At 44.6% G+C, this 23,308-nt stretch carries 20 protein-coding genes, 1 tRNA gene and 1 pseudogene; 12 read left to right on the top strand and 10 right to left on the bottom strand.

The window, feature by feature from the left end:
* The first annotated feature begins 1 nt into the window (after window position 1).
* From AB9N12_RS07265 to AB9N12_RS07210, 12 genes and pseudogenes are all read left to right on the top strand, one after another.
* Complete coding sequence (locus AB9N12_RS07265) at window positions 2-748, top strand: uroporphyrinogen-III synthase (protein WP_369890982.1); 747 nt, start codon at window positions 2-4, stop codon at window positions 746-748.
* Between the two features lie 5 nt (window positions 749-753).
* On the top strand, window positions 754-1,143 hold the full coding sequence (gene rnpA / locus AB9N12_RS07260; RefSeq protein WP_369890981.1) for a ribonuclease P protein component: 390 nt from the start codon (window positions 754-756) through the stop codon (window positions 1,141-1,143).
* Window positions 1,144-1,184: 41 nt separating this feature from the next.
* Entirely contained in the window at window positions 1,185-1,415 is a 231-nt protein-coding gene (yidD, locus tag AB9N12_RS07255) for a membrane protein insertion efficiency factor YidD (protein ID WP_369892830.1), read from the top strand.
* A 17-nt stretch (window positions 1,416-1,432) separates the two neighbouring features.
* A complete protein-coding gene (locus AB9N12_RS07250; protein WP_369890979.1) occupies window positions 1,433-2,110 on the top strand; it encodes a TatD family hydrolase in 678 nt (225 codons plus the stop codon).
* Between the two features lie 86 nt (window positions 2,111-2,196).
* On the top strand, window positions 2,197-3,489 hold the full coding sequence (gene tyrS, locus AB9N12_RS07245; RefSeq protein WP_369890977.1) for a tyrosine--tRNA ligase: 1,293 nt from the start codon (window positions 2,197-2,199) through the stop codon (window positions 3,487-3,489).
* A 107-nt stretch (window positions 3,490-3,596) separates the two neighbouring features.
* A tRNA-Gln gene (locus tag AB9N12_RS07240) sits at window positions 3,597-3,667 on the top strand.
* A 160-nt stretch (window positions 3,668-3,827) separates the two neighbouring features.
* A complete protein-coding gene (locus AB9N12_RS07235) occupies window positions 3,828-4,214 on the top strand; it encodes a hypothetical protein (RefSeq protein WP_369890975.1) in 387 nt (128 codons plus the stop codon).
* Window positions 4,180-5,244, top strand: a pseudogene (locus AB9N12_RS07230) (transposase). Before AB9N12_RS07235 ends, AB9N12_RS07230 begins: the two are co-directional and overlap by 35 nt.
* Window positions 5,245-5,480: 236 nt before the next feature.
* On the top strand, window positions 5,481-6,323 hold the full coding sequence (gene kduI / locus AB9N12_RS07225) for a 5-dehydro-4-deoxy-D-glucuronate isomerase (RefSeq protein ID WP_369890972.1): 843 nt from the start codon (window positions 5,481-5,483) through the stop codon (window positions 6,321-6,323).
* 40 nt (window positions 6,324-6,363) lie between these two features.
* Complete coding sequence (locus AB9N12_RS07220) at window positions 6,364-7,167, top strand: gluconate 5-dehydrogenase (RefSeq protein ID WP_369890970.1); 804 nt, start codon at window positions 6,364-6,366, stop codon at window positions 7,165-7,167.
* 95 nt (window positions 7,168-7,262) lie between these two features.
* Window positions 7,263-8,504, top strand: a complete 1,242-nt coding sequence (locus AB9N12_RS07215) for a DUF4861 domain-containing protein (RefSeq protein ID WP_369890969.1) — start codon at window positions 7,263-7,265, stop codon at window positions 8,502-8,504.
* A gap of 124 nt (window positions 8,505-8,628) precedes the next feature.
* A complete protein-coding gene (locus AB9N12_RS07210) occupies window positions 8,629-9,927 on the top strand; it encodes an ATP-binding protein (RefSeq protein WP_369890967.1) in 1,299 nt (432 codons plus the stop codon).
* 486 nt (window positions 9,928-10,413) lie between these two features.
* On the opposite strand, the gene AB9N12_RS07205 is transcribed toward AB9N12_RS07210, so the two are convergent.
* The 10 genes from AB9N12_RS07205 to purD all read right to left on the bottom strand — a co-directional run bounded on the left by AB9N12_RS07205 (window position 10,414) and on the right by purD (window position 23,251).
* Window positions 10,414-11,028 (bottom strand): polysaccharide deacetylase family protein, encoded by a 615-nt coding sequence (locus tag AB9N12_RS07205; RefSeq protein WP_369890966.1) that lies wholly within the window; start codon window positions 11,026-11,028, stop codon window positions 10,414-10,416.
* A gap of 23 nt (window positions 11,029-11,051) precedes the next feature.
* Window positions 11,052-14,465, bottom strand: coding sequence for a DUF2723 domain-containing protein (locus AB9N12_RS07200; protein ID WP_369890965.1), 3,414 nt, complete (start codon window positions 14,463-14,465; stop codon window positions 11,052-11,054).
* Between the two features lie 631 nt (window positions 14,466-15,096).
* Window positions 15,097-15,636, bottom strand: a complete 540-nt coding sequence (locus AB9N12_RS07195) for a hypothetical protein (RefSeq protein WP_369890963.1) — start codon at window positions 15,634-15,636, stop codon at window positions 15,097-15,099.
* A 16-nt stretch (window positions 15,637-15,652) separates the two neighbouring features.
* The gene (locus AB9N12_RS07190; protein WP_369890961.1) at window positions 15,653-17,368 is read right to left on the bottom strand and encodes a hypothetical protein; all 1,716 of its coding nucleotides are present in this window, start codon (window positions 17,366-17,368) and stop codon (window positions 15,653-15,655) included.
* Window positions 17,369-17,606: 238 nt separating this feature from the next.
* Complete coding sequence (locus AB9N12_RS07185) at window positions 17,607-18,431, bottom strand: metal ABC transporter ATP-binding protein (protein ID WP_369890959.1); 825 nt, start codon at window positions 18,429-18,431, stop codon at window positions 17,607-17,609.
* 238 nt (window positions 18,432-18,669) lie between these two features.
* Window positions 18,670-19,623 (bottom strand): metal ABC transporter solute-binding protein, Zn/Mn family, encoded by a 954-nt coding sequence (locus tag AB9N12_RS07180; protein ID WP_369890955.1) that lies wholly within the window; start codon window positions 19,621-19,623, stop codon window positions 18,670-18,672.
* A gap of 37 nt (window positions 19,624-19,660) precedes the next feature.
* The gene (gene mnmD, locus AB9N12_RS07175; protein WP_369892829.1) at window positions 19,661-20,383 is read right to left on the bottom strand and encodes a tRNA (5-methylaminomethyl-2-thiouridine)(34)-methyltransferase MnmD; all 723 of its coding nucleotides are present in this window, start codon (window positions 20,381-20,383) and stop codon (window positions 19,661-19,663) included.
* Between the two features lie 66 nt (window positions 20,384-20,449).
* On the bottom strand, window positions 20,450-20,929 hold the full coding sequence (locus tag AB9N12_RS07170; protein WP_369890953.1) for a YqaA family protein: 480 nt from the start codon (window positions 20,927-20,929) through the stop codon (window positions 20,450-20,452).
* Window positions 20,914-21,924 carry a hypothetical protein gene (locus AB9N12_RS07165; protein ID WP_369890951.1) on the bottom strand — a complete coding sequence of 337 codons (1,011 nt, stop codon included), beginning with the start codon at window positions 21,922-21,924 and terminating at the stop codon, window positions 20,914-20,916. Before AB9N12_RS07165 ends, AB9N12_RS07170 begins: the two co-directional genes overlap by 16 nt.
* Window positions 21,925-21,976: 52 nt before the next feature.
* A complete protein-coding gene (purD, locus tag AB9N12_RS07160; RefSeq protein WP_369890949.1) occupies window positions 21,977-23,251 on the bottom strand; it encodes a phosphoribosylamine--glycine ligase in 1,275 nt (424 codons plus the stop codon).
* Window positions 23,252-23,308: the final 57 nt, after the last annotated feature.

The following is a 23,308-nucleotide window of genomic DNA, read 5'->3' as shown; positions in this document are numbered from 1 at the left end:
GTTGAAAATTAAAAAAGTACTAGTGTCGCAGCCTAAGCCTGCATCAGAGAAATCTCCCTATTACGACATTGCTGAAAAGTATGGCGTTAAAATAGATTTCCGGCCGTTTATTAAGGTTGAAAGTCTTTCGGCGAAAGAATTTCGGCAACAGAAAATTTCGATTCTCGACCACACTGCCGTAATATTCACTTCGCGTCATGCTATTGACCATTTTTTCACTTTGTGTACAGAATTGCGCGTGACTATTCCCGAAACGATGAAATATTTCTGTGTGACGGAAGCTGTTGCATTGTATATCCAGAAATATGTGCAATACCGCAAACGTAAGATCTTTTTCGGAACTACCGGAAAGATTGAAGACCTGATTCCTTCCATCGTGAAGCATAAAATGGAGAAATATCTCGTTCCGATGTCTGATGTGCACAATGACGATGTGAAAAACCTGCTCGACAAGAATAATATTCAGCATACGGAAGCGGTGATGTACCGTACGGTGAGCAATGACTTTACACCGGACGAGGAATTCGATTATGATATGTTAGTGTTCTTCAGTCCTGCCGGAGTGACTTCTTTGAAGAAGAACTTCCCTGATTTTAATCAGAAAGAGATTAAGATCGGAACATTTGGATCTACTACTGCGCAGGCTGTGCGTGATGCAGGTCTCCGTCTGGATCTTGAGGCGCCTACGGTACAGGCTCCGTCGATGACTGCCGCGCTTGACATGTTTATCAAGGAAAACAATAAATAGACAAAGTGGGTATATATACTTTGTGTAAAGCTGAGAGGCTGAATAGTAAAATTCTGATCGGAAAGATGTTTGAAGGCGGCGTCTCAAAATCGTTTTCCATCTTTCCGATACGTGTTGTATATATGCCTGTCGGGCAGGGAGAGGCTCCTGCTTCTATATTAATCAGTGTATCGAAACGCCGTTTTAAACGGGCGGTGAAGCGCAACCGGGTGAAACGTCAGATACGCGAAGCCTACCGGAAAAACAAGTCTCTTTTGGTGGACGAACTGCAGCGTCGGGAGCAGCGGTTAGCTGTTGCTTTTATTTATCTGTCAGACGAACTTGTTACTACTGTCGAGCTGGAAGAGAAGATGAAAATAGCGCTTGCGCGCATTTCTGAAAAATTATCCTCATGAAACCCTATAACTTCCGGATATCTGCCGTGTGGGTATTCGTTATGGGAATTTTGAGGAAGGTATTGTCCTTCTTGCTGCTTGTTCCCATCTATTTTTACCGGGCTTGTATTTCACCTCTTACCCCTCCTTCTTGTCGGTTCACACCTACTTGCTCGGCGTATGCGCTCGAAGCAATCAAGAAACATGGTCCTATAAAGGGGCTTTATCTTGCTGTGCGGCGTATTCTGCGGTGCCATCCCTGGGGGGGCTCCGGTTATGATCCCGTACCTTGAAATAACTGAAACGAGAGATGAAAAAGAATGTGATTGATATTTTGGATATTCATACCCATAAACAGGAGGTTGATTCTCTGGGAAAATCCATCATCAATTATCCTTTATTGACCGGTTCTTCATTGTATATGCCTCTGGCGGGAACTGAGAGAAGATCTTTTTATTCTGTCGGCATTCACCCTTGGGAGCTGAGAGAGCATAATGTGAGGCAACAATTGGGACTTCTCCGGCAGCTGTTGCGGGTGAAGCGATTCGTAGCCGTAGGGGAGGCGGGGCTGGATAAATTGGCGGCAGCTTCGATGGAGCTTCAGTTGGAGGTGTTTAAAGAACAGGTAAAGTTGTCGGAAAAGTGCGGTTTGCCGTTGATTATCCACTGCGTGAAAGCAATGGAGGAGCTGCTGGCGGTGAAAAAAGAATATTGTCCCCAACAACCTTGGATATGGCACGGCTTTCGTGGAAAGCCGGAGCAGGCGATGCAGTTGTTGAAAAAAGGGTTTTATCTCTCTTTCGGGGAATATTATTCCGATGAGACGATGCAGATAATCCCCGATGAGGATTTATTTCTGGAGACGGACAACAGTTTGCTTGATATTGAAAATATTTTGTGCCGGGCAGCCAAGGTGCGTGGGGTGGAAGTGATCGTGTTGCGTGAGGTGATTCGCCGGAATATCCAAAATGTCTTTTTTAAGGCGTAAGAGTTGTATCTTCCGAGAAAGAGTCGTACTTTTGTCGCACATGGAATTGAAATACAATAAAAACCAAATAATTAAAGAGTAATACGATGAATTTTGTAGAAGAATTGAGATGGCGTGGCATGTTGCAGGACATCATGCCGGGGACGGAAGAGTTGTTAAGCAAAGAGCAGGTGACTGCCTATTTGGGTATCGACCCGACTGCCGATTCGCTACACATTGGTCATCTTTGTGGAGTGATGATCCTTCGTCATTTCCAACGCTGCGGTCATAAGCCGTTGGCACTGATTGGTGGCGCTACAGGTATGATTGGTGACCCTTCCGGTAAATCGGCAGAACGTAACCTGCTGGACGAAGAGACATTGCGTCACAATCAGGCATGTATCAAGAATCAACTTGCCAAATTCCTCGACTTCGAGTCGGATGTACCTAACCGTGCCGAACTGGTGAACAATTACGACTGGATGAAAGACTTTACTTTCCTTGATTTTGCCCGCGAAGTAGGTAAGCATATCACCGTAAACTATATGATGGCGAAAGACTCTGTGAAACGTCGTTTGAATGGTGAAGCGCGTGATGGATTGTCATTTACCGAGTTTACTTATCAGTTGCTTCAAGGATATGACTTCCTTCATTTGTATGAAACGAAGGGCTGTAAGCTTCAGATGGGAGGTTCCGACCAGTGGGGAAACATTACTACCGGTGCCGAATTGATCCGCCGTACCAGTGGGGGAGAGGTGTTCGCATTGACTTGCCCGTTGATTACGAAAGCTGACGGCGGTAAATTTGGTAAGACAGAATCCGGAAATATCTGGTTGGACGCCCGTTATACTTCACCTTACAAGTTCTATCAGTTCTGGCTGAATGTAAGCGACTCCGATGCCGAACGTTATATCAAAATCTTCACTTCTATCGAAAAAGAAGAAATTGAAGCATTGATTGCCGAACATCGGGCAGCTCCCCACTTGCGTCTCCTTCAGAAACGCCTGGCCAAGGAAGTGACTGTGATGGTGCACTCTGAAGATGATTATAACGCAGCGGTAGATGCATCGAATATTTTGTTCGGCAATGCGACTTCGGAAGCTTTGCGCAAGCTGGATGAAGATACGCTGCTTGCTGTATTCGAGGGAGTGCCTCAATTTGAGATTTCCCGTGACGCACTGGCAGAAGGAGTGAAGGCAGTCGATTTATTCGTGGATAATGCGTCTGTATTTGCATCGAAAGGTGAAATGCGTAAGTTGGTTCAGGGCGGTGGCGTTTCGTTGAATAAGGAGAAAATGGCGGCCTTTGATCAGGTGATTACAGCAGCCGATCTGCTCGATGATAAATATCTGCTTGTTCAACGCGGTAAAAAGAACTATTATCTACTGATTGCAAAATAATAATGTGCAATTCACTCGATAGATTGTAAAAAAGTGAACGAAATATTTGGAGGTTTGCTTGCAAACCTCTATCTTTGCACCGCTTTTTAACAGAAAGCGCATAAGTTTGGACTATGGTGTAATGGTAGCACAACAGGTTTTGGTTCTGTTTGTCCAAGTTCGAATCTTGGTAGTCCAACAAAGAAATCCCCGAAAGAGATATCTTTCGGAGATTTCTTTGTTTTGGATGGATGCAAAGTCGCTTATTAAGAACTTCATTCGGTAGAAATCTCGGTTCACCGGTAAAATCATGTGGTCTTCTTCTCTCCAATTCTTATCTTTGCCTTCAAAAAACTCTTATGACTAGTTACGATACTCTTTTAGTTCTTGCTCGCTTCATACTCCCAGCTGACCTGTTGGAGTGTTTTGATATTGTTAAAATAGAGAACACCGCTGAAATGTTAACCATTCATTTAGATGAGCAAAATCTTCCTCCCTTGTCCTCTAGGGTTCACTCTTTAGAGTCCAAAGGTTTTCTTCCTCCGGTTTATATTCGTGATTTTCCTATCCGTGACCGTAAGGTAAGCTTATGTGTACGGCGTTGTAAATGGCTCGACAAGGAAACTGGTTCTATCATCTGTAACACTTTTGAGCTTACCGCTCAGGGAACGCGACATTCAAAAGAATTCGCGTCTTTTTTAAAAGGATTGCTTGGAGAAATACCCGATTACGGCCCGCTCTCTTGAACGTTATTATCATATTGACGGTGATCAGTTTGAGCGGCAATATAAAGAGTATCTAAGTGACTACCGCATGTGGGATCAACTGTCCCATGCCGCAAACTGGCTGCTGTTTTCCGAGAACCTGGGACCGTACTTGAGTATTGATGAAACTTCCCTTTCTAATGGTGAGTTATATACTATAATCATCAACAGAGAGGCACACGGTGGTAAAGGTGCTATCGTGGCTATTGTCAAGGGTACCAAGGCTGACGATGTCATAGCTGTGCTAGAACAAATCCCTGAAGAAGCACTTCGGATGGTGCGGGAGGTCACTCTTGATTTGTCAGAAAGTATGCGCAAGATCGTTCGCAGATGTTTCACCTCGGCTATCCGTGTGATAGATCGCTTCCATATTCAAAAGCTGGCGTGTGATGCTGTACAGGAAATTAGAATCGGACACCGTTGGGAAGCTATACAAGAAGAGACTGATGTCAGGCAGGAAGCTAAAGGTCTGAAAAAGAAATATACCCCTTTTACCTTTGAGAATGGTGATACACGCAAGGAATTATTGGCAAGGAGCCGGTATCTGCTTTTCAAATCTGCTGAAAAATAGACTGAGGCACAGAAGCTCAGAGCTACAGTCTTATTCAGAGAATATCCGGATATTAAACGGGCATATTCACTTAGGAGGGTGTGTCAAAATTCCCTTTTTGAGGAAATTCCCCCTGCTATAGCTATCTGTGGCAGGGGTAAATCTTTATATTCAGGCATTATGACACACCCTCTTTTTAATAAACGATCGATAAAGGCAGGAGCAAGAACCAATTTAGCGAAGTGGTATCAAGAAGTAGAGCAATCTGGATTTGACTCGTTTAGCACAATAGCTGCTACATTATATGACAGAAGTGAGGAGATACTAAACTTCTATATTAATAGGGCATCAAATGCTGCAGCAGAATCATTTAATGCGAAAGTTAAACAGTTCAGAGCACAACTTAGAGGGGTTATAGACATACCCTTTTTCTTGTATAGACTAACTAAAATTTATGCATAAAACCACAGGATTTTATCGATGACCCCACAAGACTTTACCGGTGACCCGAAATCTCTCCCCAAACGTATTATAGTTCGTTAAAAAAGTGTACATAACACAGATTCTGGACATTTTTGGTGGATAATTGGAACGAAATTGCAAGGTAAACCCGTTTTCTTTTGCTATTTTTGCATCGTGTACGTAAACGAAGTGCACCTAGAAAGAGAGCTTATTCAATAACTATAAATAAATAAGGTATGAAGACGAACTATGAAATTCGCTATGCTGCGCATCCGGAAGATGCCAAAAGTTATGATACAGCAAGAATCCGCAGAGATTTCTTAATCGAAAACATATTTGTTCCCAATGAAGTAAATATGGTATATTCCATGTACGACCGTATGGTAGTAGGTGGCGCGCTGCCGGTAGGAGAGGTGCTGACGCTTGAAGCGATTGATCCGCTGAAAGCTCCGTTCTTCCTCACCCGTCGTGAAATGGGTATCTACAATGTCGGCGGTCCCGGTATTGTGAAAGCAGGCGACGCAGAGTTCGAACTGGACTATAAAGAAGCTCTTTATCTGGGTTCGGGCGACCGCGAAGTGACTTTCGAAAGCAAAGACGCTGCTCATCCTGCCAAATTCTACTTCAACTCGCTGACTGCACACCGCAACTATCCCAACCGCAAGGTGGCGAAAGCCGATGCTGTAGTGGCCGAAATGGGGTCTTTGGAAGGTTCCAATCACCGCAACATCAATAAGATGCTGGTGAATCAGGTATTGCCAACTTGCCAGTTGCAGATGGGTATGACGGAACTGGCTCCGGGAAGTGTGTGGAACACGATGCCGGCCCATGTACACAGTCGTCGTATGGAAGCTTACTTCTATTTCGAGATTCCCGAAGATCATGCCATCTGCCACTTTATGGGTGAGGTAGGCGAAACGCGTCACATCTGGATGAAAGGCGACCAAGCGGTTCTTTCTCCCGAATGGTCTATCCACTCGGCTGCCGCTACCCACAACTATACCTTTATCTGGGGTATGGGTGGTGAGAACCTCGACTACGGTGACCAGGACTTCTCATTAATAACAGATTTGAAATAACAACTACAATAGTTTTCCTAATTTAATAACAAAAAGAATTATGAATCAGTTTTTGAATTTTTCTTTGGAAGGTAAGGTAGCTCTCGTTACAGGTGCTTCTTATGGTATCGGATTTGCTATTGCTTCTGCATTTGCAGAACAAGGCGCTAAAATTTGTTTTAACGACATCAATCAAGAGTTGGTAGACAAAGGTATGGCTGCTTATACTGCAAAAGGTATCAAAGCTCACGGTTACGTATGCGACGTGACAGACGAATCGGCTGTTCAGGCGATGGTTGCTACGATTGCAAAAGAAGTAGGTACCATTGATATCCTTGTGAATAATGCAGGTATTATTCGTCGTATTCCTATGCACGAGATGGATGCTGCTGATTTCCGTCGTGTAGTCGACATCGACTTGAATGCTCCTTTTATCGTTGCTAAGGCCGTTTTGCCGGCTATGATGGAAAAGCGTGCAGGTAAGATCATTAACATCTGTTCTATGATGTCTGAATTGGGCCGTGAAACAGTATCTGCTTACGCTGCTGCTAAGGGTGGTTTGAAGATGCTGACTCGCAATATCTGTTCTGAATATGGTGAATACAACATCCAGTGTAATGGTATCGGCCCGGGTTATATCGCTACTCCGCAAACTGCTCCTCTTCGTGAGCCGCAGGCAGACGGAAGCCGTCATCCATTCGATTCATTCATCTGCGCTAAGACTCCTGCCGGTCGTTGGTTGGATCCGCAAGAACTGACTGGCCCTGCCGTGTTCCTTGCTTCTGAAGCTTCTAACGCTGTTAACGGTCACATTCTCTACGTAGATGGTGGTATTCTTGCTTATATCGGAAAACAACCGAAATAATAGATAATAGAAGAGATTTCGCTAAGGTGATAGAATGGCAAAGAGCATCCTCTTTTCATCTGTCACCTTATTTTTTTATTTAATAAGAACCAATCATGAAAAAGATATTTATTCTGCTTGCTGTTGCTTTGACGGCTTTTGCCTCCTGTGTCGACAGTAAACAGGCAATGACGGTTACGGTGACCAATCCATTGGCTTTAGAATGCGCAGGAGAGATGGTTGAAGTACCGATGAGCGATGTAGTTGCCAAGCTGAAACTGGCAGATACAGCACAGATTGTAGTACTTGACGCTGACGGTCAACAAGTACCTTACCAAATGACATATGACGAAAAAGTCATTTTCCCGGTTATGGTAAAGGCAAACGGTACAGCTATTTATACTATCCAGCCGGGCACTCCGGCTCCTTTTAATGTAATAGCCTGCGGCAAATATTATCCTGAACGCTTGGACGATGTTGCCTGGGAGAACGACCTCGTAGGTTTCCGTGCGTATGGCCCTGCTTTGCAGGCAAGAAACGAGCGTGGCTTTGGCTACGATATCTTCACGAAGTATAATACTACCGAGCCTGTTTTGGAAAGTATGTATGCTGAAGAGCTGAATAAGGAGAAGCGTGCTAAGATAGCCGAACTGAAAAAGACAGACCCGAAAGCGGCTGCCGAATTGGGGCGTGCCATTTCTTATCATATTGATCATGGGTACGGAATGGACTGTTATGCTGTAGGTCCTACATTGGGTGGCGGTACGGCTGCTTTGATGGCAGGCGATACGATTATCTACCCTTATTGCTATCGCACTCAGGAAATTCTTGATAACGGTCCATTACGCTTTACTGTAAAGCTGGAATTTACCCCGCTGGTAGTCCGTGGCGATTCTAATGTAGTGGAAACACGTGTTATATCTCTGGATGCAGGATCGTATCTTAATAAAGCAGTCATTTCATATACCAGTCTGAAAGAGGCAATGCCCGTAGTTACAGGAATCGTCCTGCGTGAACCGGACGGTGCGGTTGTAGCAGATGCCGCAAACGGTTATATCACTTACGTTGATCCTACAACCGACAGGGCAGGTGGAAACGGTAAGATATTTGTCGGTGCCGCATTCCCTGTACAGGTAAAAGATGCCAAAACTATTCTTTTCTCGGAAGATGAGAAAAAAGAGCGTGGCGGCGCCGATGGTCATGTGCTGGCTATCAGCGAATATGAGCCGGGTTCCGAATATACTTATTACTGGGGATCTGCCTGGGATAAGGCGGCTATCAAGACTCCGGATGCCTGGAATAAATACATGGCTGAATATGCGCAGAAATTGCGTACTCCGCTGGCGGTGGCGTATTAATGTGTTGAATTATTGAATATCATTGGTCCTTTCAAATAGAATAAGCAAAAGTTTCTTTGATAAAAAGAAACTTTTGCTTATTTTTGTCTTTCTGAAAAAGAAAGATAATAAAGAATGCGTCTTTATGGGAAAGAAAGAACTATTAAAGCAACTGATTGCAGGATTTCAAGCCTCACTACCAGTAGAGGTACGTCCTCGTGAGCTCACTCTGCCTGTTGATAGCGGGAAGATCATAACAGTGCCTGGCGTGAGAAGATGCGGTAAGTCTTCTCTTTTCCTGTTGATAATCAATCAACTTGTTAGTGAGCAGGTTATAACTAAGGAACAGATCTTATTTCTGAATTTTGATGATGAACGCTTGCATCTGAATGCAGATAATTTGGATGAAATTCTTCAAGCATACCGAGAACTTTACCCTGCCATTCCATTGAAAGAAGTGTATATGTTCTTTGACGAAGTGCAAATGGCAGACGATTGGCAACCTTTTGTGCGGAGAGTTTACGAACATGAATGCAAACATCTCTTTCTAACAGGGAGTAACTCCCGGATGCTTTCTTCAGAGCTGGCAACTTCTCTGCGTGGACGGACATTGCAATATGAAGAATTTCCATTGTCGTTCAACGAATTTTGCAGCTTCACTGAAGTGGATACAAATCATTATGTGCCTGAAAATCGAGCCAGACTTATCAATGCGTTTAAAGCATATTTGCATGGAGGAGGTTTTCCGGAAGTTGTATTGGCAGCTCCGTTATATAAAGATCGAATTTTACAAGAGTACTTCTTTGTGATGCTCTACAAAGATCTTGTGGAGAGATATGAGATAAAGAATCCGGAACCGATACGTTATTTCATTAAAAGAGTGATGAGTAACTTGACTAAACCTACTTCTATCAATCGGATTTATAATGAATTAAAGTCGCAGGGAATCAGTATTGGGAAGAATACATTGTATGATGTGATTGTTCAGACCGAGTCTGTTTATCTCTTCTTCTCTCTGACAAAGTATGACCCGTCACTTGTGAAAGAGAATACAGGAGATAAAAAATATTATTGCATTGATAATGGTTTGCGTTCCGTACTTCTGAACCCACAGAGTGAGGATCATGGAAAGCTTTTGGAGAATGCTGTTTTTCTTTACCTGCGGAGAAATTTGCGGATTCAGGAAGAATTGCATTATTATAAAGGCAAGAAGGAATGTGATTTTGTGGTTGTAGAATATGACAAAGTGACCCGGTTGATTCAGGTTAGTTATCAGATGAACGATGAGGAAACTCGTAAGCGGGAAGTAGATGGACTGCTGGAGGCTGCTCAGGCAACAGACTGCCGGGAACTTGTTATTGTAACGATGGATATGGAAACTGAATGGCAGGAACAGGATATGGTTATCCGCGTGCTTCCTGCTTGGAAATGGATGTTGAAATGAGGGCGCAAATTGTCTGCTCTCCTCATTCTTTGCGTTATAATGCCCTTGGGTTATCTCGTAAAAGCGCGTTGTTCGTAATCGTCCTGGGTGGTAGAATGCCAGTTGACGAAGATACCGGGATAACCTACTACTGTAATCGTGGTGTGAATCAGAAACTTTCTGAATGTAGGTTGTTTTTCCCTCTTTTTGCCCTTTACCGGGCGAAATGCGGTTGCGCTGATATCTTATAAGAAAGAGAAGGAATCTTTCAAATTTGGGCAAAAAACGGGGCTTATACGACAAAAGACTGTCTAACAGGTATCAGTAATTAAAAGTCACCCCTGCCAAAGCATATTCTGGCAGGGGTAAAATCGTTAAAATAGGACTTGTTAGACAGCCTTATATTTTTTCGCTTGTCAGGGAACTTTTTTTATTCATCAGAGCCCTTCTTTTTCCATCATGACTTTTTGTCCTTTTCGAAGTTTCTGTTTTCTCAAAGGTTCTTAATTATAAAACCTTGAATTCATAACCTTCCTCTTTCAGGAATTCGATGGCACGGGGAAGTGCGTATTGCAGGTTACCGTTGTTCCATGACTTGAGCGAATCGTGAAAAGTGATGATAGAACCGTTTCGTACATAGCGTTTCACATTGTCCAGCACTTGTTCCGGGCGCATCCGCTTACTGTAATCGCGAGTCACGAGATCCCACATAATGATGCGGTAATGATGGCGTAACGTATAATACTGCCTGAATCCCATGTGTCCGTGTGGCGGACGGAAGAGCTCGGAATGAATGATTTCGTCTACCTTTTGGGCGTTTGCAAGGTAGTCCGGATTGGAATATTCAAATCCACGGATGTGGTTGAAAGTATGGTTGCCAATGCGGTGTCCGTGCTCTACCACCATTCGGTATTCATCCGGATGTTTGCGTATATTATCGCCTACCATGAAAAAGGTAGCTTTAATATGATGCTTCTCCAGTATTTCCAGTACCCAGGGAGTCACTTCGGGAATGGGACCGTCATCGAAAGTCAGATAGACTGCCGGCTCATTCGGGTCCATTCGGAAAATGGCTTGTGGATACAACATCCGGAAAAGCCAAGGTGGTTGTTCTATAAACATGAGAGTCTGTTGATACTTACTATTTATTTCCCTTCCATTCTCGTTGCGTACTCGTTGTACAGCCGTTCGAGTTGCGTAGAGTAATGTTTCACGAGTTCTTCCGATTTGTATTTTCTCATTAGGCGGACTTCGGCATCGAGCAAGCTGGCGTTGTATACGAAGTTTTCACCGGCGATAGCAAGCTGGTTATCATTCAGGCTAAGATACCAGGTCATGTATTCGAGCGACTTATTGGCAAGCTCGTCGATGATCTTGTCGGCTTTCTCCTTCTGCTCCAGTTGATAGTAAGATTCTGCCATTTGGAAGGCGCCGTTTGCCCAGTCATACGGTACGTTGTATACCGGAATCATCTTTTCAGCGTAATCGAGCGCGGCGAGTGCCTTGTCCTTTTTGCCTTCTTTGATGAGCTGGCCTACGAGTTGCGTGAAGATACGGCGGTGTGTGTAGCACATGCGCATCACGTTCTCGTCGATGTAGATATCCGGCTGGTCGATACCGCCGAACTTGAACTTGTTCATCAGGTTGTCATACATCTTTTCACTGTCGATCTTGCTGTCCAGCTTGTCCGTATCGAACGGAGTGAAACGGTAGGCAAGACCTTCCTGCATAAAGTGGTTGTCCATACCCAGATGATTGTCGCTTCCTACGGTGATTGCCATATAGATAGGACGTTCCCAGTTAGCATTGGCAAGCATTTCGAGCATCATCAGTTCACTCTTGTAGAGGGCGCGTTTCGGGTTGCCGTTGGTGTCTCTGAGGGTGATTGTCATGTATTCGGGGATAGAGTCGCCCAAAGCTTCCGGTATCTTCATGCCGGAGCGGCGTACAGCTTCTTCGTCCACCTTCATTACGATGCTGTCCGTAGGGATAAGCGGCAGTTGGATATCTTTTCCTGTCTTTTTAAGAAGCTCTTTCAGCTGGTCGTTCTTGCCGAGCATCCAGCGGTTGATGATCTCCTTCAGTTCGTATGGATTCTCACCGAAGATGGAATGAACGAGGGACAATATGGTAGTGTCTCCCTGTGCTGCCAGTTCGTTTGCCTGTTTGAAATAGCTGTCGATGAGGGCCTTCATTTCCGGTCGGACAGGAATATATTCGTTTTGTCCTTCCACATATTCCACACGATTCCAGTTGATAGGAAGTGATGGAGAATCGTATGCAGGACGTTTCATCTGGTCGATATACCAGTCTGTTTGCAGGTAGCTCAGGTTACAGGTGCGGGCATCTGTACGGAAACCTTCCGTTTCCTGGTTGTACCACAATGGGAAAGTATCATTATCGCCATTGGTATAGATGATCGGATTCCCTTTCTCCTGTAAGGTCATCAGGTAGTTCTGTCCGAAGTCACGGGCAACAAAGCGTCCGCTGCGGTCGTGGTCATCCCACGTCTGTCCCGCCATCTGGATGGGAACGAATAAACAGAGCACAGAAGCCAATACGGCTGCCGGGAGTTCCTGCATTTTACAGTAATCTCGCAACATGCGGATGATGCCCGTCACTCCCATACCTACCCAGATGGCAAAGGCATAGAACGATCCGGCGTATGCATAGTCTCGTTCACGAGGTTGTGTAGGAGTCTGGTTGAGGTAGAGTACAATGGCGATACCTGTCATAAAGAACAGGAAGAAGACCACCCAGAATTGTTGGATTCCTCGTTGGCTATGATAAGCCTGCCAGAAAAGTCCGATCAGACCGAGAATCAGTGGCAGACAGTAGAATACATTGTGACCTTTATTGTTTTTGAGATCTTGCGGGAGTAATTCCTGATTACCTACCAGCAGGTTATCGATAAACGGAATACCGGTGATCCAGTTGCCGTGCTCGATTTCTCCGCTACCTTGCATATCATTCTGCCGTCCGGCAAAGTTCCACATAAAATAACGCCAGTACATGAAATTCAACTGGTAGGAGAAGAAGAACTTGATATTCTCCCATTGGGTAGGCATATTTACCATTACCATTTCTCCACACTGGTCGTAAGGAACATCATATCCCTTGATGTCCACCCATTGCTTGTAGTACGGAGCGTGTGACGAGCTGTACATACGCGGGAAAAGCATGTTCTGTGCATATTCGTATTCTACACGTCCGGGAAGTTCGATGTAAGAGTCTTTTTCGTCGGGAGAGGTCTTTTCCTTACGGACATACTTGCTTCCTGTTTCCGACTGACGCGGAATGCAATATCCGTCTTTTACGTCGAGCGCCACTTTCGAAGAGAAGGCGGGACCGTAGAAAAGCGGGCGGGTTCCGTATTGTTCACGACCGAGGTATTCGCCCAGTGTGAATATATCTTCCGGTGAATTCTGGTCCATCGGAGTGTTGGCAGTGGAGCGGATAACAATCAGTGCATAAGAAGAATATCCGATTACGATCATCATGGTGCACAGCAAAGCCGTGTTCATGGTGCGGGCGGTGATACGCCATCTTTCTTTGATCTTAGTCTGGACACTCGGAGCGAGGTAAAGTCCCAGTACAGCGATAACCAAAATACCGATGATGATACTGCTGGCTCCGTGTCCGTAGAACGGGATACCCAGTAAGGCAATCGTCAGGATAAAGGAGATGGCCATGCGCATCTTGTTCTTTTCGGTATAGCTTTCGTACACACCCCAGATCAGAGTGGCTGCAAGAAGGAAGATATAAACTACTACGCCGGAGTTGAACGACATGCCAAGTCCGTTGACAAACAGCAGTTCAAACCAGCCGCCTACTTTCACAATACCCGGTACGATACCGTAGAGAACGGCAGCTACCAATACACCGGAACCGATGAGTGCCAGCAGCGAGCCTTTTGCAGTGGTGTTCGGAGTTTTCTTATAGTAGTAAACCAGCACGATGGCGGGTAGACAAAGCAAGTTCAGCAAATGGACACCGATACTCAATCCCGTCAGATAGGCGATGAGGATGAGCCAGCGGTCGCTATGCGGTTGGTCGGCCACGTCTTCCCATTTCAGGATCAACCAGAAAACGACAGCGGTAAACAGGGAGGAGAAGGCATATACTTCACCTTCTACGGCCGAGAACCAGAACGTGTCACTGAATGTATAGACCAGTGCACCGATCAGTCCGCTACCCATCACCGTGATAAGCTGTCCTTTGGTGATATTGTTTTCATCAGTGATAATCAGTTTGCGTACCAGATGGGTGATGCTCCAGAAAAGAAACAGGATACAGGCGCCACTCATCAGGGCACTCATGTAATTCACCATTTTTGCTACGGTAGTCACATCGGAAGCAAATTGGGTGAACAAGTTAGCCATCAGCATGAAGAAAGGCGCGCCGGGCGGGTGTCCGACTTCCAGTTTATAGCCGGTAGTTATGAACTCCGGGCAATCCCAGAAACTTGCCGTCGGTTCTATTGTCAGGCAGTAGACGGTTGCCGCAATGATAAATGCAAGCCAACCCATAAGGTTGTTTACGGTTCTGTATTGTTTCATCAGCACTATCGTAGTTTATTCGTTAAAAACAAATTATGAGGTCGCAAAGATAGTGATTTGTAAGGATAATGAGGAAGAAAGTAAGAAATATTAAGTAACGGAAGGCTGATTTACTATCTCTTTCCTTTTCCGGAAGGCGGGGACTTGTGTGTTGGCAAGTGAGGAATTTGTTTTTAGCCCTTTAATGAATAAGCTCTGATGTATTAAGGATAAACTTCCTTTATCCTGTTAGTCAACATCTTTTGCCTTAATTACAAACTTTCTTTTCATTCGTCATAAACTATAATTGCAAGTTTTGTTTTTATAAATGAAGCTTGCAATTATAAAAACAAAGCTTGCAATTTTATAAACGCAACTTGCGTTTATAGATTATCCTTAGTCAAGCATAACTTTCCTGTTAGGGAAGAGTAAGTTTGCTATCAAGACAACGGGAGTTTTCTATTAATATCCTGGCCGTTAGGTGTTAATGGTTGAGATTTCGGGTGTTAATACTCGGGTTGCTGTCCGATAAAAAAAGAGGCGATGAAAAATTAGGGCTGTCACCTATTCGGGATTCAGCCCTTTGTGTTTACTTTGCTTTAGCACAAAAGTAATTGCAAGTGTTTGAATGGAATGTTATGGAGTAGGTACATTACCATACCCGTTCTTCTGTATCTATTCCTTGCTGCAATTTAGGTAAATTAAGAACAATCTTTACTTCCACTCCGTAGATTCTTTTGCAAGAAGACGACCCTGTAAGTTTAACCGTTATTTTTACCTTTTCCATCAACACCTTTTCAAGCTGCTCGATGGTCTCAATGGGTATCATCAATTTGGCAGGATAACTGAAACAGGTGCAGAATGGCTTTCCTTGCAAATCATATTTGATTCCGATTCTCATGCTATCGTACTTTTCAAACGACACGTTCATTAAAGGAATTTTGCAATATTTCCGGATGCAGGCTCCGATGCTTTCATTGCCAATAGATATTTTTCTAATAGTATGTTCTCGCTCATCTGCATCATTGGATGGGAAATTGCGGATTTTTACGTTATCAATTCTGACATGTTGAGAGAAAAAACTTACCTCATACGTATTTTCAGCCGTATTAACTACAAATGTAGTGTCTTTCACATACGCTGAAGCGTTCAGGCTCAGAAACAGGAATAATAAAAGAATCGTTGCTTTCATAATTGTAAGTGTTTAATTATTTGATACATCCTTTTGATAGGTTTAGAACTTTCTGTAAGGCCTTGGGTGCATAATCTATGTTATAATTGTAGCCACCATCTGCTAGATAACCGTTTTTGCTTATTGCAAACAGATCGGCCCATTTCTTAAAATCGTCAGCCGAAATAGATTCCGGTAATCCTTTTGATATTGTTTTTTCTAGCCAACTGTTATATTCCTTAGACAAACTTTTCCATTTGTCTCTTTTCTCGTTCGAGATGTAACCCCACGAGCCTCCATTAACACCGTTAAAAAGTTGCTCTGTTGTTACATGGGCATAATATAATATATCATCAATCAAGACTCGTTCATATTCCATCATACCACGGACTTCCTGTCCTGAATATACACCTTGTTCTACTTGGAGTAGATGAATCAATTCATGCCCTACTGCTTGAAAATCAATATCTTCTTTTGTTTGAAATTTCAAATTAACGCCCACTACTTTTCCATCCTTCCATAAAATTCCTGCTCCTGCACTGCCAAACATCGTTGAATCAATTTTAACAGAGGTGTATTTATAGTTTTTCTCTGCTAAATAATCTATGATTTTCCCTGCAAAGCAGAACTTGTCGTTAAGTTCGCTCAATGCATCTTCTAATTTCCCTAATTGTTCAGGTGTTAAACCACTTGTATCTTCAACTATTTTATCTGTATTAGGGGTTTGGGGGGATGACGTTTCACCATTATTGGAGCTAGTTCCTCCTGTGCTGACTCCTCCTGTGCCGGTTCCTCCACTGCCAGGTCTGCTAGGCTTTCCTCTGTAAAACATTCCATGTTTCATATGATAAGAATATTGTATGGAAAGATGGAATTTTCTATATTCACGATTAATCAGATATTTTAAAAAATCATCAATTTCTTGTTGCATTATTAATCCGTATATAACCCGGAAAAATTGTATCTCTGCCTTGCTTATTCCTCTTCGATTTCCATCTTGGTAATGATTATAGTGTTGTGAATATGCAATAAAACCAGGCTTCTCAGGATTGCGGAACCGGTCACGCATTAAATCCTCTATCCTGTTTAAATTTACTATTGTGTAATTATAGCCTTTTGCATCGACATCCACAATGGCTTCGCTATATATTTGTAAAGTAATATTAACAGCATCGCCCTCTTCCCAACTATTGCCTGAAAGGATTGATACACTACTGCGTGTTTGGCTGTTTTCATCATCTACTATTCGAACGCATTTTTCTAATAATTCTGCCTTATCTATCAAGTATGATTTCACAGTAAGTCCTTTATTTTTCCAATTCAGAAAGGGAGCCATACAAACATATAGTGATGTAATAGGGGTCTGCGCCAATAATGTTTCGTCCAATCGAATAGGAGTACCCAGCGTTCCCTCCGGACTTTTCTCCTCTGTTGGCAGCGATTCATCAACTGGAAAAATCAAACATCCATTTATTATTCCATTTTCGTCAGTATAAGGAATCGCATAATGGAGTCCCCAATTGTATCCAACGGCCAAAATGGTGTATTCATACAAGGGGGTGCCACCAAGACTTCTTGTAAAACATTCGCTCCTACCTATTTGTGAGCGCATTTGTTTGATAAACAGGTTACCCACCAAAGAGTTGACTTCATTGGGGGAAGGAAGGTTGGCTTCTGCCAAAGATTCATCTTTTGTACAGGTTGTCAAACTGATAAGCATAAAACAAACGAACAACAAGCGTTCAACTTTCATAGGCAAATTTGTATTAGTGAGGTTAATAATAATGGAAGTGATGTCAATGAATCACGTCCTTTGTAATACTTGCAAGTTACATTGCCCTAAAGATAGTAATAAAAATAAATGTTGTATCAATTCGTTTGTGAAAAATGAGAAATTGTGATGAAAAACATGTTTATTGAGGATATAGGTATCATTTGGTGACTACGTAAGAGATAGGGGATAGTTTTGAATTCACCTTCGCTATAGCTTGTCAGTGGTGATGATGTTCCCCTAAAACCCGATGAGGCAATGTCCCGTGTCCGAGCAGCTCGATAGGGCAGTTGAAGTTCCTTTCCAGCCATTCGGTAGTGACGCCCGTGTCCGGATGATAATCCAGTGTTTCATTGACACAAGCGATGGATTTCACCTGTTGCAGCACAGTGCCGATGTCGTGGCTGACGAGAATGATGGCACACTCCTTATTGATTTCAGCCAGCAATTCGTAAAGGCGCGCTTCAAAACGTTTGTCGATGTACGTGCTGGGTTCATCGAGGATGAGCACCGAGGGGTCGGAAATGACGGCACGTCCCAGGAGGGCGCGTTGTAACTGCCCGCCGCTCAGCTGACCGATGGATCGGTGTTCCAGTCCTTCGAGCCCCATACGGGCAATGATCTGTCTGCCTTTCTCTCTCTGTTCGGAAGTGAATCGGGAGGTGAGCGACTTCTGTATGCTCAATCCGGACAGGATCACTTCTTCCACGGAAATGGGGAACTTCCGGTCTATGCTGCTGTATTGCGGCAGATACCCCAACGAGGGGCGTCCGTTTGCGTTCGCTTGTTTCTTTTGTGACATTTGTGACATTTGCGGTGTCCGCTCTTTTTGTACCTCCTGAGACAAGGTGTGGAAAATGATTTCGCCTGCGGTGGGTTTCAACAGTCCGAGAATGCATTTGACGAGTGTTGTCTTTCCCCCTCCGTTAGGGCCGATGATACCGAGAAAGTCACGTTCGTAAACGGTGAGGTTGATATCATGCAACACTGTGCGTCCGTCGTATCCGGCGGAGAGATTCTTTATTTCGATGATAGGATATGGCATGATTTTACTATGTCTTCGGTTTTGTTGATTAACTGTTTCATTGATACGGGTTTAATAGGTAATCATTGGTAATTCAGATCGTCTAAATCATCGTCTGTGCATGCGTAATGAGCAAAAATAAGCATACCCATCCTCCTGCGATCCATCGAATGTTATCCCTTATCATTTGACTCTAAATTTTATTTTTTTTCAGGGCAAAGGTCGTTTTTTTTGTAATAGAAAACAAAAAGAAAGATCTTTATTTTTCTATGTATGCATGGCTTCTTTCATTGCCGGAGGCCAGTGCCCGTGCTACATTCAGCATCTCTTCTTCCCAATCGTAGCTTAGCGGATTGATGGGGACCACTTTCGTTCCGGTTTGCTGCGCGATGGTTTCCGCATTGCGTTTGTCAAATTCCGGTTGGATGAATATTACCCGTACATCTTCTTCTTTGCAGAGGTCTATCAGAGCTTTCAGATGGGCGGGAGAAGGCTCTTTGCCACCCTCTTCGATAGAAATCTGATGCAATCCGTAGTCGCGGGCGAAGTAGGAGAGGGCCGGATGATAAATCATGAAGGCTTTGGCTGCTTCGGGAGCGGAGAGTTGACGGCGGATCAGACTGTCGGTATGCTGGATGCGTTGGCAGAGTGAATCGTAACGGTTCCTATAGTACGCTTCGTTTGCTTTATCCAGTTGGCTAAGGGCTTTGTAGATGTTCCCGGCAATGATTAAAGCATTACCCGTGGAATTCCATACGTGCGGCTCTACAGCGTGGATATGCCTTGCGTGGCTGTTACGTCCGTGGACGTGGTCGTGATCGTGATCATCGTTATTGAGTATGAGGTCGATCCCTTTGGAGGTGTCGAATACTCGGATATGGGGAGTATTGTTCATCAGACGGTCCATCCAGGTCTGTTCGAAACCGATGTATCCGATGCGGAAATAGGCTTTGCTGTCTCCCAGAGAAACCAGTTGTTGGGGGACAGGATCATAAGTTTCCGGGCTGGAGCCTTTGGGAACCATGCTGACTACGTTGAATTTATCTCCGGCAATAGCTTCCGTGAAATAACGTTGCGGTTCCAGGGTGACGGTTAACGTTGGTTTTGCTTCGTCATCATTGCTTGCTTGGGAGGATCGTCCTGTGCAGGCTACCATTAGGAGGCAGGTGCTAAGGAGGAGAAGGGTTCTCATATCTTTCAGTTGTTTTTTCATGACTTCTTCTATTTCGTTTTTTATCTTCTTTCTATTCTTATTTCCGGGCTCGTAATATTTCCCGTTTACCACCCGGGGGGCCGGGGAGGCGTTCTACCGTGAATCCGGCTGACTGTAACATTCGGCGGACGATACCTTTGGCACAGTAAGTAGTCAGTATTCCGCCTTTATCTAATAAAACGTAGAGACGGTTGAATAGTTCTTGCGACCACATTTCCGGTTGCTTTTCCGGAGCGAAGGCATCGAAATAGATGGTATCAAATCGCTTTTCCGTTATCCATTGATTCACGTCTGTTTCTATTTTCCGTAAGGTGAAGTGGGACGTCAGCTGCACGTCTTTTCCCCAGGGTGATGTATGAAGCTGTTTAAACAATTCGATAGCCGGTTGTTGTTCTCCATTCGAGGTAGATGGCTCATCGGTTACTGATTGCTTCCGATGTATGGTAAGCTGCTCATCACCGGAGATATAGCTTAGTTGTTCTACTGTCTGCCAGTCCAGCGGGTAGAGTTCTAACCCTGTATAGTGTATATTCCGTCCGCTTCTCTCTGCTTCTTTGAGGGTGAGCCAGGCGTTTAGTCCTGTCCCGAAACCGATTTCAAGAATGCGTGGAGAGGCGGCAGAAGAAGCTTTCAGCCCCATATCGATGAAAATATGTTGTGACTCCGTGCGTGCTCCTTTTGTCGAGTGATAATGCTCATTCAATTCCGGAACAAACAGCGTAGCGCTTCCGTCATCAGTTCTCTCAATTATTCTTTCCATCATGCAATCTCTAATACTTACTACCTGAATCTACTATTTATAGCTACCGGTTGATACCCCAAATCCTTATCCTGCTATAGCGTTCCAGGCACTTTCAAGTGCATACAGGAGAAGGATATAACGTATCAGTTTGCCGACAAACATGGAAATGATGGTGAGCCATGTGTTGCTTCGCATAAATCCCAATGCAATGGCTATTACTTCCCCAATGGCGGGAAGGAAGGTAAAGAAGGCCATCAATGCTCCTTTCCCTTGCAGGAATTTCACCATCTTGTCTACTTTCTCTTTCTTTACCTTGAAGTATTTCTCAATCCAGCTGATTTTGCCCAGACGCCCCATAGAGTAGCAGGTCATTCCTCCTGCAGTGTTACCCAGAGTGGCGGAGACCAGACAGGCTATCGGGGGCAGACCGAGTTTCACCAGTGCCACCAGTACCAGTTCGGAACTGAAAGGCACGATGCTTCCGGCCAACAAAGCCGAGATGAATAATCCCGGGAGTCCCCATTCTATCAGGAGTTGTATCGTTGAATTTATAAAAGCGTCCATATATTAAAAGCAAATAAGAGGATGAGACCGGCCAATGAAATGCTAAAAAAGACATTCGAACTTTTACTATTGGTCAGTACAAAGAAATGTCCGATCAGGATGCTGTTACTTATGATAAGCAAAGGCAATAGGGTACTGCAATATATCGGTTGCAGGGCAATCAACAGGAACAGGAATATCGTCAGGTCTATCAGGAATTGGAGATAGGCCCGTGTGCGTATCTTATCCTCAAATCCCGCAGCGATGCAGTGGACCGCACTGACAATGAACATCACCAGCAGATAGCCGAGTATGGCCAGTTCCCAAGGCTGGAGGATTGGCAGGTTGAAGAATTCCCCGAAAGTTAATAGCTGATTGAAAGGGCGATAGAACAACTCCATCTCGTTGTAGAAGAAGGCGTGTCCGAACAGCATCCAGTATGGCAGTATCCATCCGATCAGCGCACCGCAGAAACTACGCAGGGTGAGCGACTGGAAACGGTAGGCTTCGAGCAACCAAAGTACCGAGAGGATGGTGAACTGTGGGAATAGAATACTTCCTGCTCCGATAAAGAAGAAGGAATTGAATAAATAACCCACAGCTTGGGTTTGCTGATAACTTTTAAACAGAAAATAAATGGAGATGAGAAAGCACAAGGCAACAATATCTCCTGTATGTAGGAAATGCATTTTCGGGCAAACGGTGACCAGCAGGAAATAAATAGCTGTCTGCATGGATGCCCTCATACGGATAATGCTGAACTGATTGTTCAGCTCTATCAGAAAGTAGCCGATAGTTGCATAAATCAGGAAGCTGATAATCCGGTCTGCCCATCCCGGAAGCAGAAAATCGTGGGTGGGGTGCCAGGCGGAAGGGCTGCCTTCGAGTACGATTGAGGCTGTGGAACCGGGAAATAAAAAGTAAGTCAACACCCAGCACAGGGCGCAGATAAAGATAACGGCAGGCAGAGTCCACCGTCCTGCCGTCACTTGACTTTGTAGTCTCTTATTTCTCATTTTTCCATTCGTTCTTTTGTCGCTCGGTGAGCATATATCATCGCTTGGGCGGTTACAAATCGAATCCGATATCGCGGCGGAAGTACTTCTTGTCGAAGTCGATCATGTCTGCCACTTTGTAGCTCTGTGCCAGTGCCTCTTCTTTCGTTGCACCGTAAGAGCAAACGGCAATCACCCGTCCTCCGTTTGTTACGATTTGTCCGTCTTTCATGGCTGTTCCAGCATGGAAAATGATGCTACCGGTAGCGGCCGCCTGTTCCAGTCCGCTGATGGGGAATCCTTTTTCGTAAGCTTCGGGATAACCTCCGCTGACAAGGATCACACAGCCTGCTGAACGTGGGTCCATCACCAGTGTTTTTTCGTTCAGATTGCCTGCGGAAGCGCCTTCAAGCAGTTCTACCAAGTCGCTTTGGATACGGAGCATCACGCTTTCTGTTTCCGGATCACCCATGCGGACGTTGTATTCGATTACCATCGGTTCGCCTTTCACCTTGATAAGACCGAGGAAGATGAAACCTTTGTAGGTGATATTTTCTTCTTTCAGGCCGTTGATGGTCGGCTCGATGATGCGTGTGCGTACTTTCTCCATAAACACTTCATCGGCAAACGGAACAGGGGTTACGCTACCCATACCACCTGTGTTCAGTCCTTTATCGCCTTCACCGATGCGCTTGTAGTCTTTGGCTACAGGGAGGATTTTGTAGTTGTCTCCGTCTGTCAGTACGAATACAGAACATTCGATACCGCTCAAGAACTCTTCGATGACAACGGTTGCCGACGCGGATCCGAACATTCCGCCCAGCATTTCTTTCAGTTCTTTCTTAGCTTCGTCAAGCGTAGGGAGGATGAGCACTCCTTTTCCGGCACAAAGGCCATCGGCTTTCAATACGTAGGGAGCTTCCAGCGTTTCGAGGAAAGCAAGACCTTCTTCGATGTTTTCGGAAGTGATGCTTTTGTAACGGGCTGTCGGGATGTTGTGGCGCATCATGAAGCCTTTGGCAAACTCCTTGCTGCCTTCCAGTTGTGCTCCTTGAGCGGAAGGACCGATCACGGCAATGTGCTTTAGCTCCGGTCGGTTTTGGAAGTAGTCGTAGATTCCTCTTACCAACGGATCTTCGGGGCCTACCACTACCATTTGAATGTTCTCTTTCAGGACGAAAGCACTGATGGCTTCAAAATCGGTTGCTTTGATGTTGACATTCTCGCCTACGGCAGTTGTTCCGGCATTTCCCGGAGCAATGTATAGTTTTTCAACTTTCGGACTTTGGGCAATTTTCCATGCCAGTGCATGTTCGCGGCCGCCCGAGCCTAGTAATAATATCTTCATCTTTGTGCTATTATAAGTTATACTGTTATCTATGATTCGTATGGGTGCGGTGGACGG

Origin of the sequence: Bacteroides sp. AN502(2024) (assembly GCF_041227145.1) — a bacterium.
Lineage (GTDB): Bacteria > Bacteroidota > Bacteroidia > Bacteroidales > Bacteroidaceae > Bacteroides.
Note: the sequence above shows the minus strand (reverse complement) of the source record. Positions and strands in the feature narration are given on the sequence as shown.

Bases quoted from the DNA above. Each gene is read 5' to 3' on its own strand.
- AB9N12_RS07190 (WP_369890961.1), bottom strand. From the start codon at position 17,368: ATGAAAGTTGAACGCTTGTTGTTCGTTTGTTTTATGCTTATCAGTTTG.
- AB9N12_RS07170 (WP_369890953.1), bottom strand. From the start codon at position 20,929: ATGGACGCTTTTATAAATTCAACGATACAACTCCTGATAGAATGGGGA.
- mnmD (WP_369892829.1), bottom strand. From the start codon at position 20,383: ATGGAAAGAATAATTGAGAGAACTGATGACGGAAGCGCTACGCTGTTT.
- AB9N12_RS07250 (WP_369890979.1), top strand. From the start codon at position 1,433: ATGAAAAAGAATGTGATTGATATTTTGGATATTCATACCCATAAACAG.
- AB9N12_RS07210 (WP_369890967.1), top strand. From the start codon at position 8,629: ATGGGAAAGAAAGAACTATTAAAGCAACTGATTGCAGGATTTCAAGCC.
- AB9N12_RS07215 (WP_369890969.1), top strand. From the start codon at position 7,263: ATGAAAAAGATATTTATTCTGCTTGCTGTTGCTTTGACGGCTTTTGCC.
- AB9N12_RS07185 (WP_369890959.1), bottom strand. From the start codon at position 18,431: ATGCCATATCCTATCATCGAAATAAAGAATCTCTCCGCCGGATACGAC.
- AB9N12_RS07180 (WP_369890955.1), bottom strand. From the start codon at position 19,623: ATGAAAAAACAACTGAAAGATATGAGAACCCTTCTCCTCCTTAGCACC.
- AB9N12_RS07205 (WP_369890966.1), bottom strand. From the start codon at position 11,028: ATGTTTATAGAACAACCACCTTGGCTTTTCCGGATGTTGTATCCACAA.
- AB9N12_RS07220 (WP_369890970.1), top strand. From the start codon at position 6,364: ATGAATCAGTTTTTGAATTTTTCTTTGGAAGGTAAGGTAGCTCTCGTT.
- AB9N12_RS07200 (WP_369890965.1), bottom strand. From the start codon at position 14,465: ATGAAACAATACAGAACCGTAAACAACCTTATGGGTTGGCTTGCATTT.
- tyrS (WP_369890977.1), top strand. From the start codon at position 2,197: ATGAATTTTGTAGAAGAATTGAGATGGCGTGGCATGTTGCAGGACATC.
- AB9N12_RS07195 (WP_369890963.1), bottom strand. From the start codon at position 15,636: ATGAAAGCAACGATTCTTTTATTATTCCTGTTTCTGAGCCTGAACGCT.
- purD (WP_369890949.1), bottom strand. From the start codon at position 23,251: ATGAAGATATTATTACTAGGCTCGGGCGGCCGCGAACATGCACTGGCA.
- AB9N12_RS07165 (WP_369890951.1), bottom strand. From the start codon at position 21,924: ATGAGAAATAAGAGACTACAAAGTCAAGTGACGGCAGGACGGTGGACT.
- AB9N12_RS07235 (WP_369890975.1), top strand. From the start codon at position 3,828: ATGACTAGTTACGATACTCTTTTAGTTCTTGCTCGCTTCATACTCCCA.
- yidD (WP_369892830.1), top strand. From the start codon at position 1,185: ATGGGAATTTTGAGGAAGGTATTGTCCTTCTTGCTGCTTGTTCCCATC.
- kduI (WP_369890972.1), top strand. From the start codon at position 5,481: ATGAAGACGAACTATGAAATTCGCTATGCTGCGCATCCGGAAGATGCC.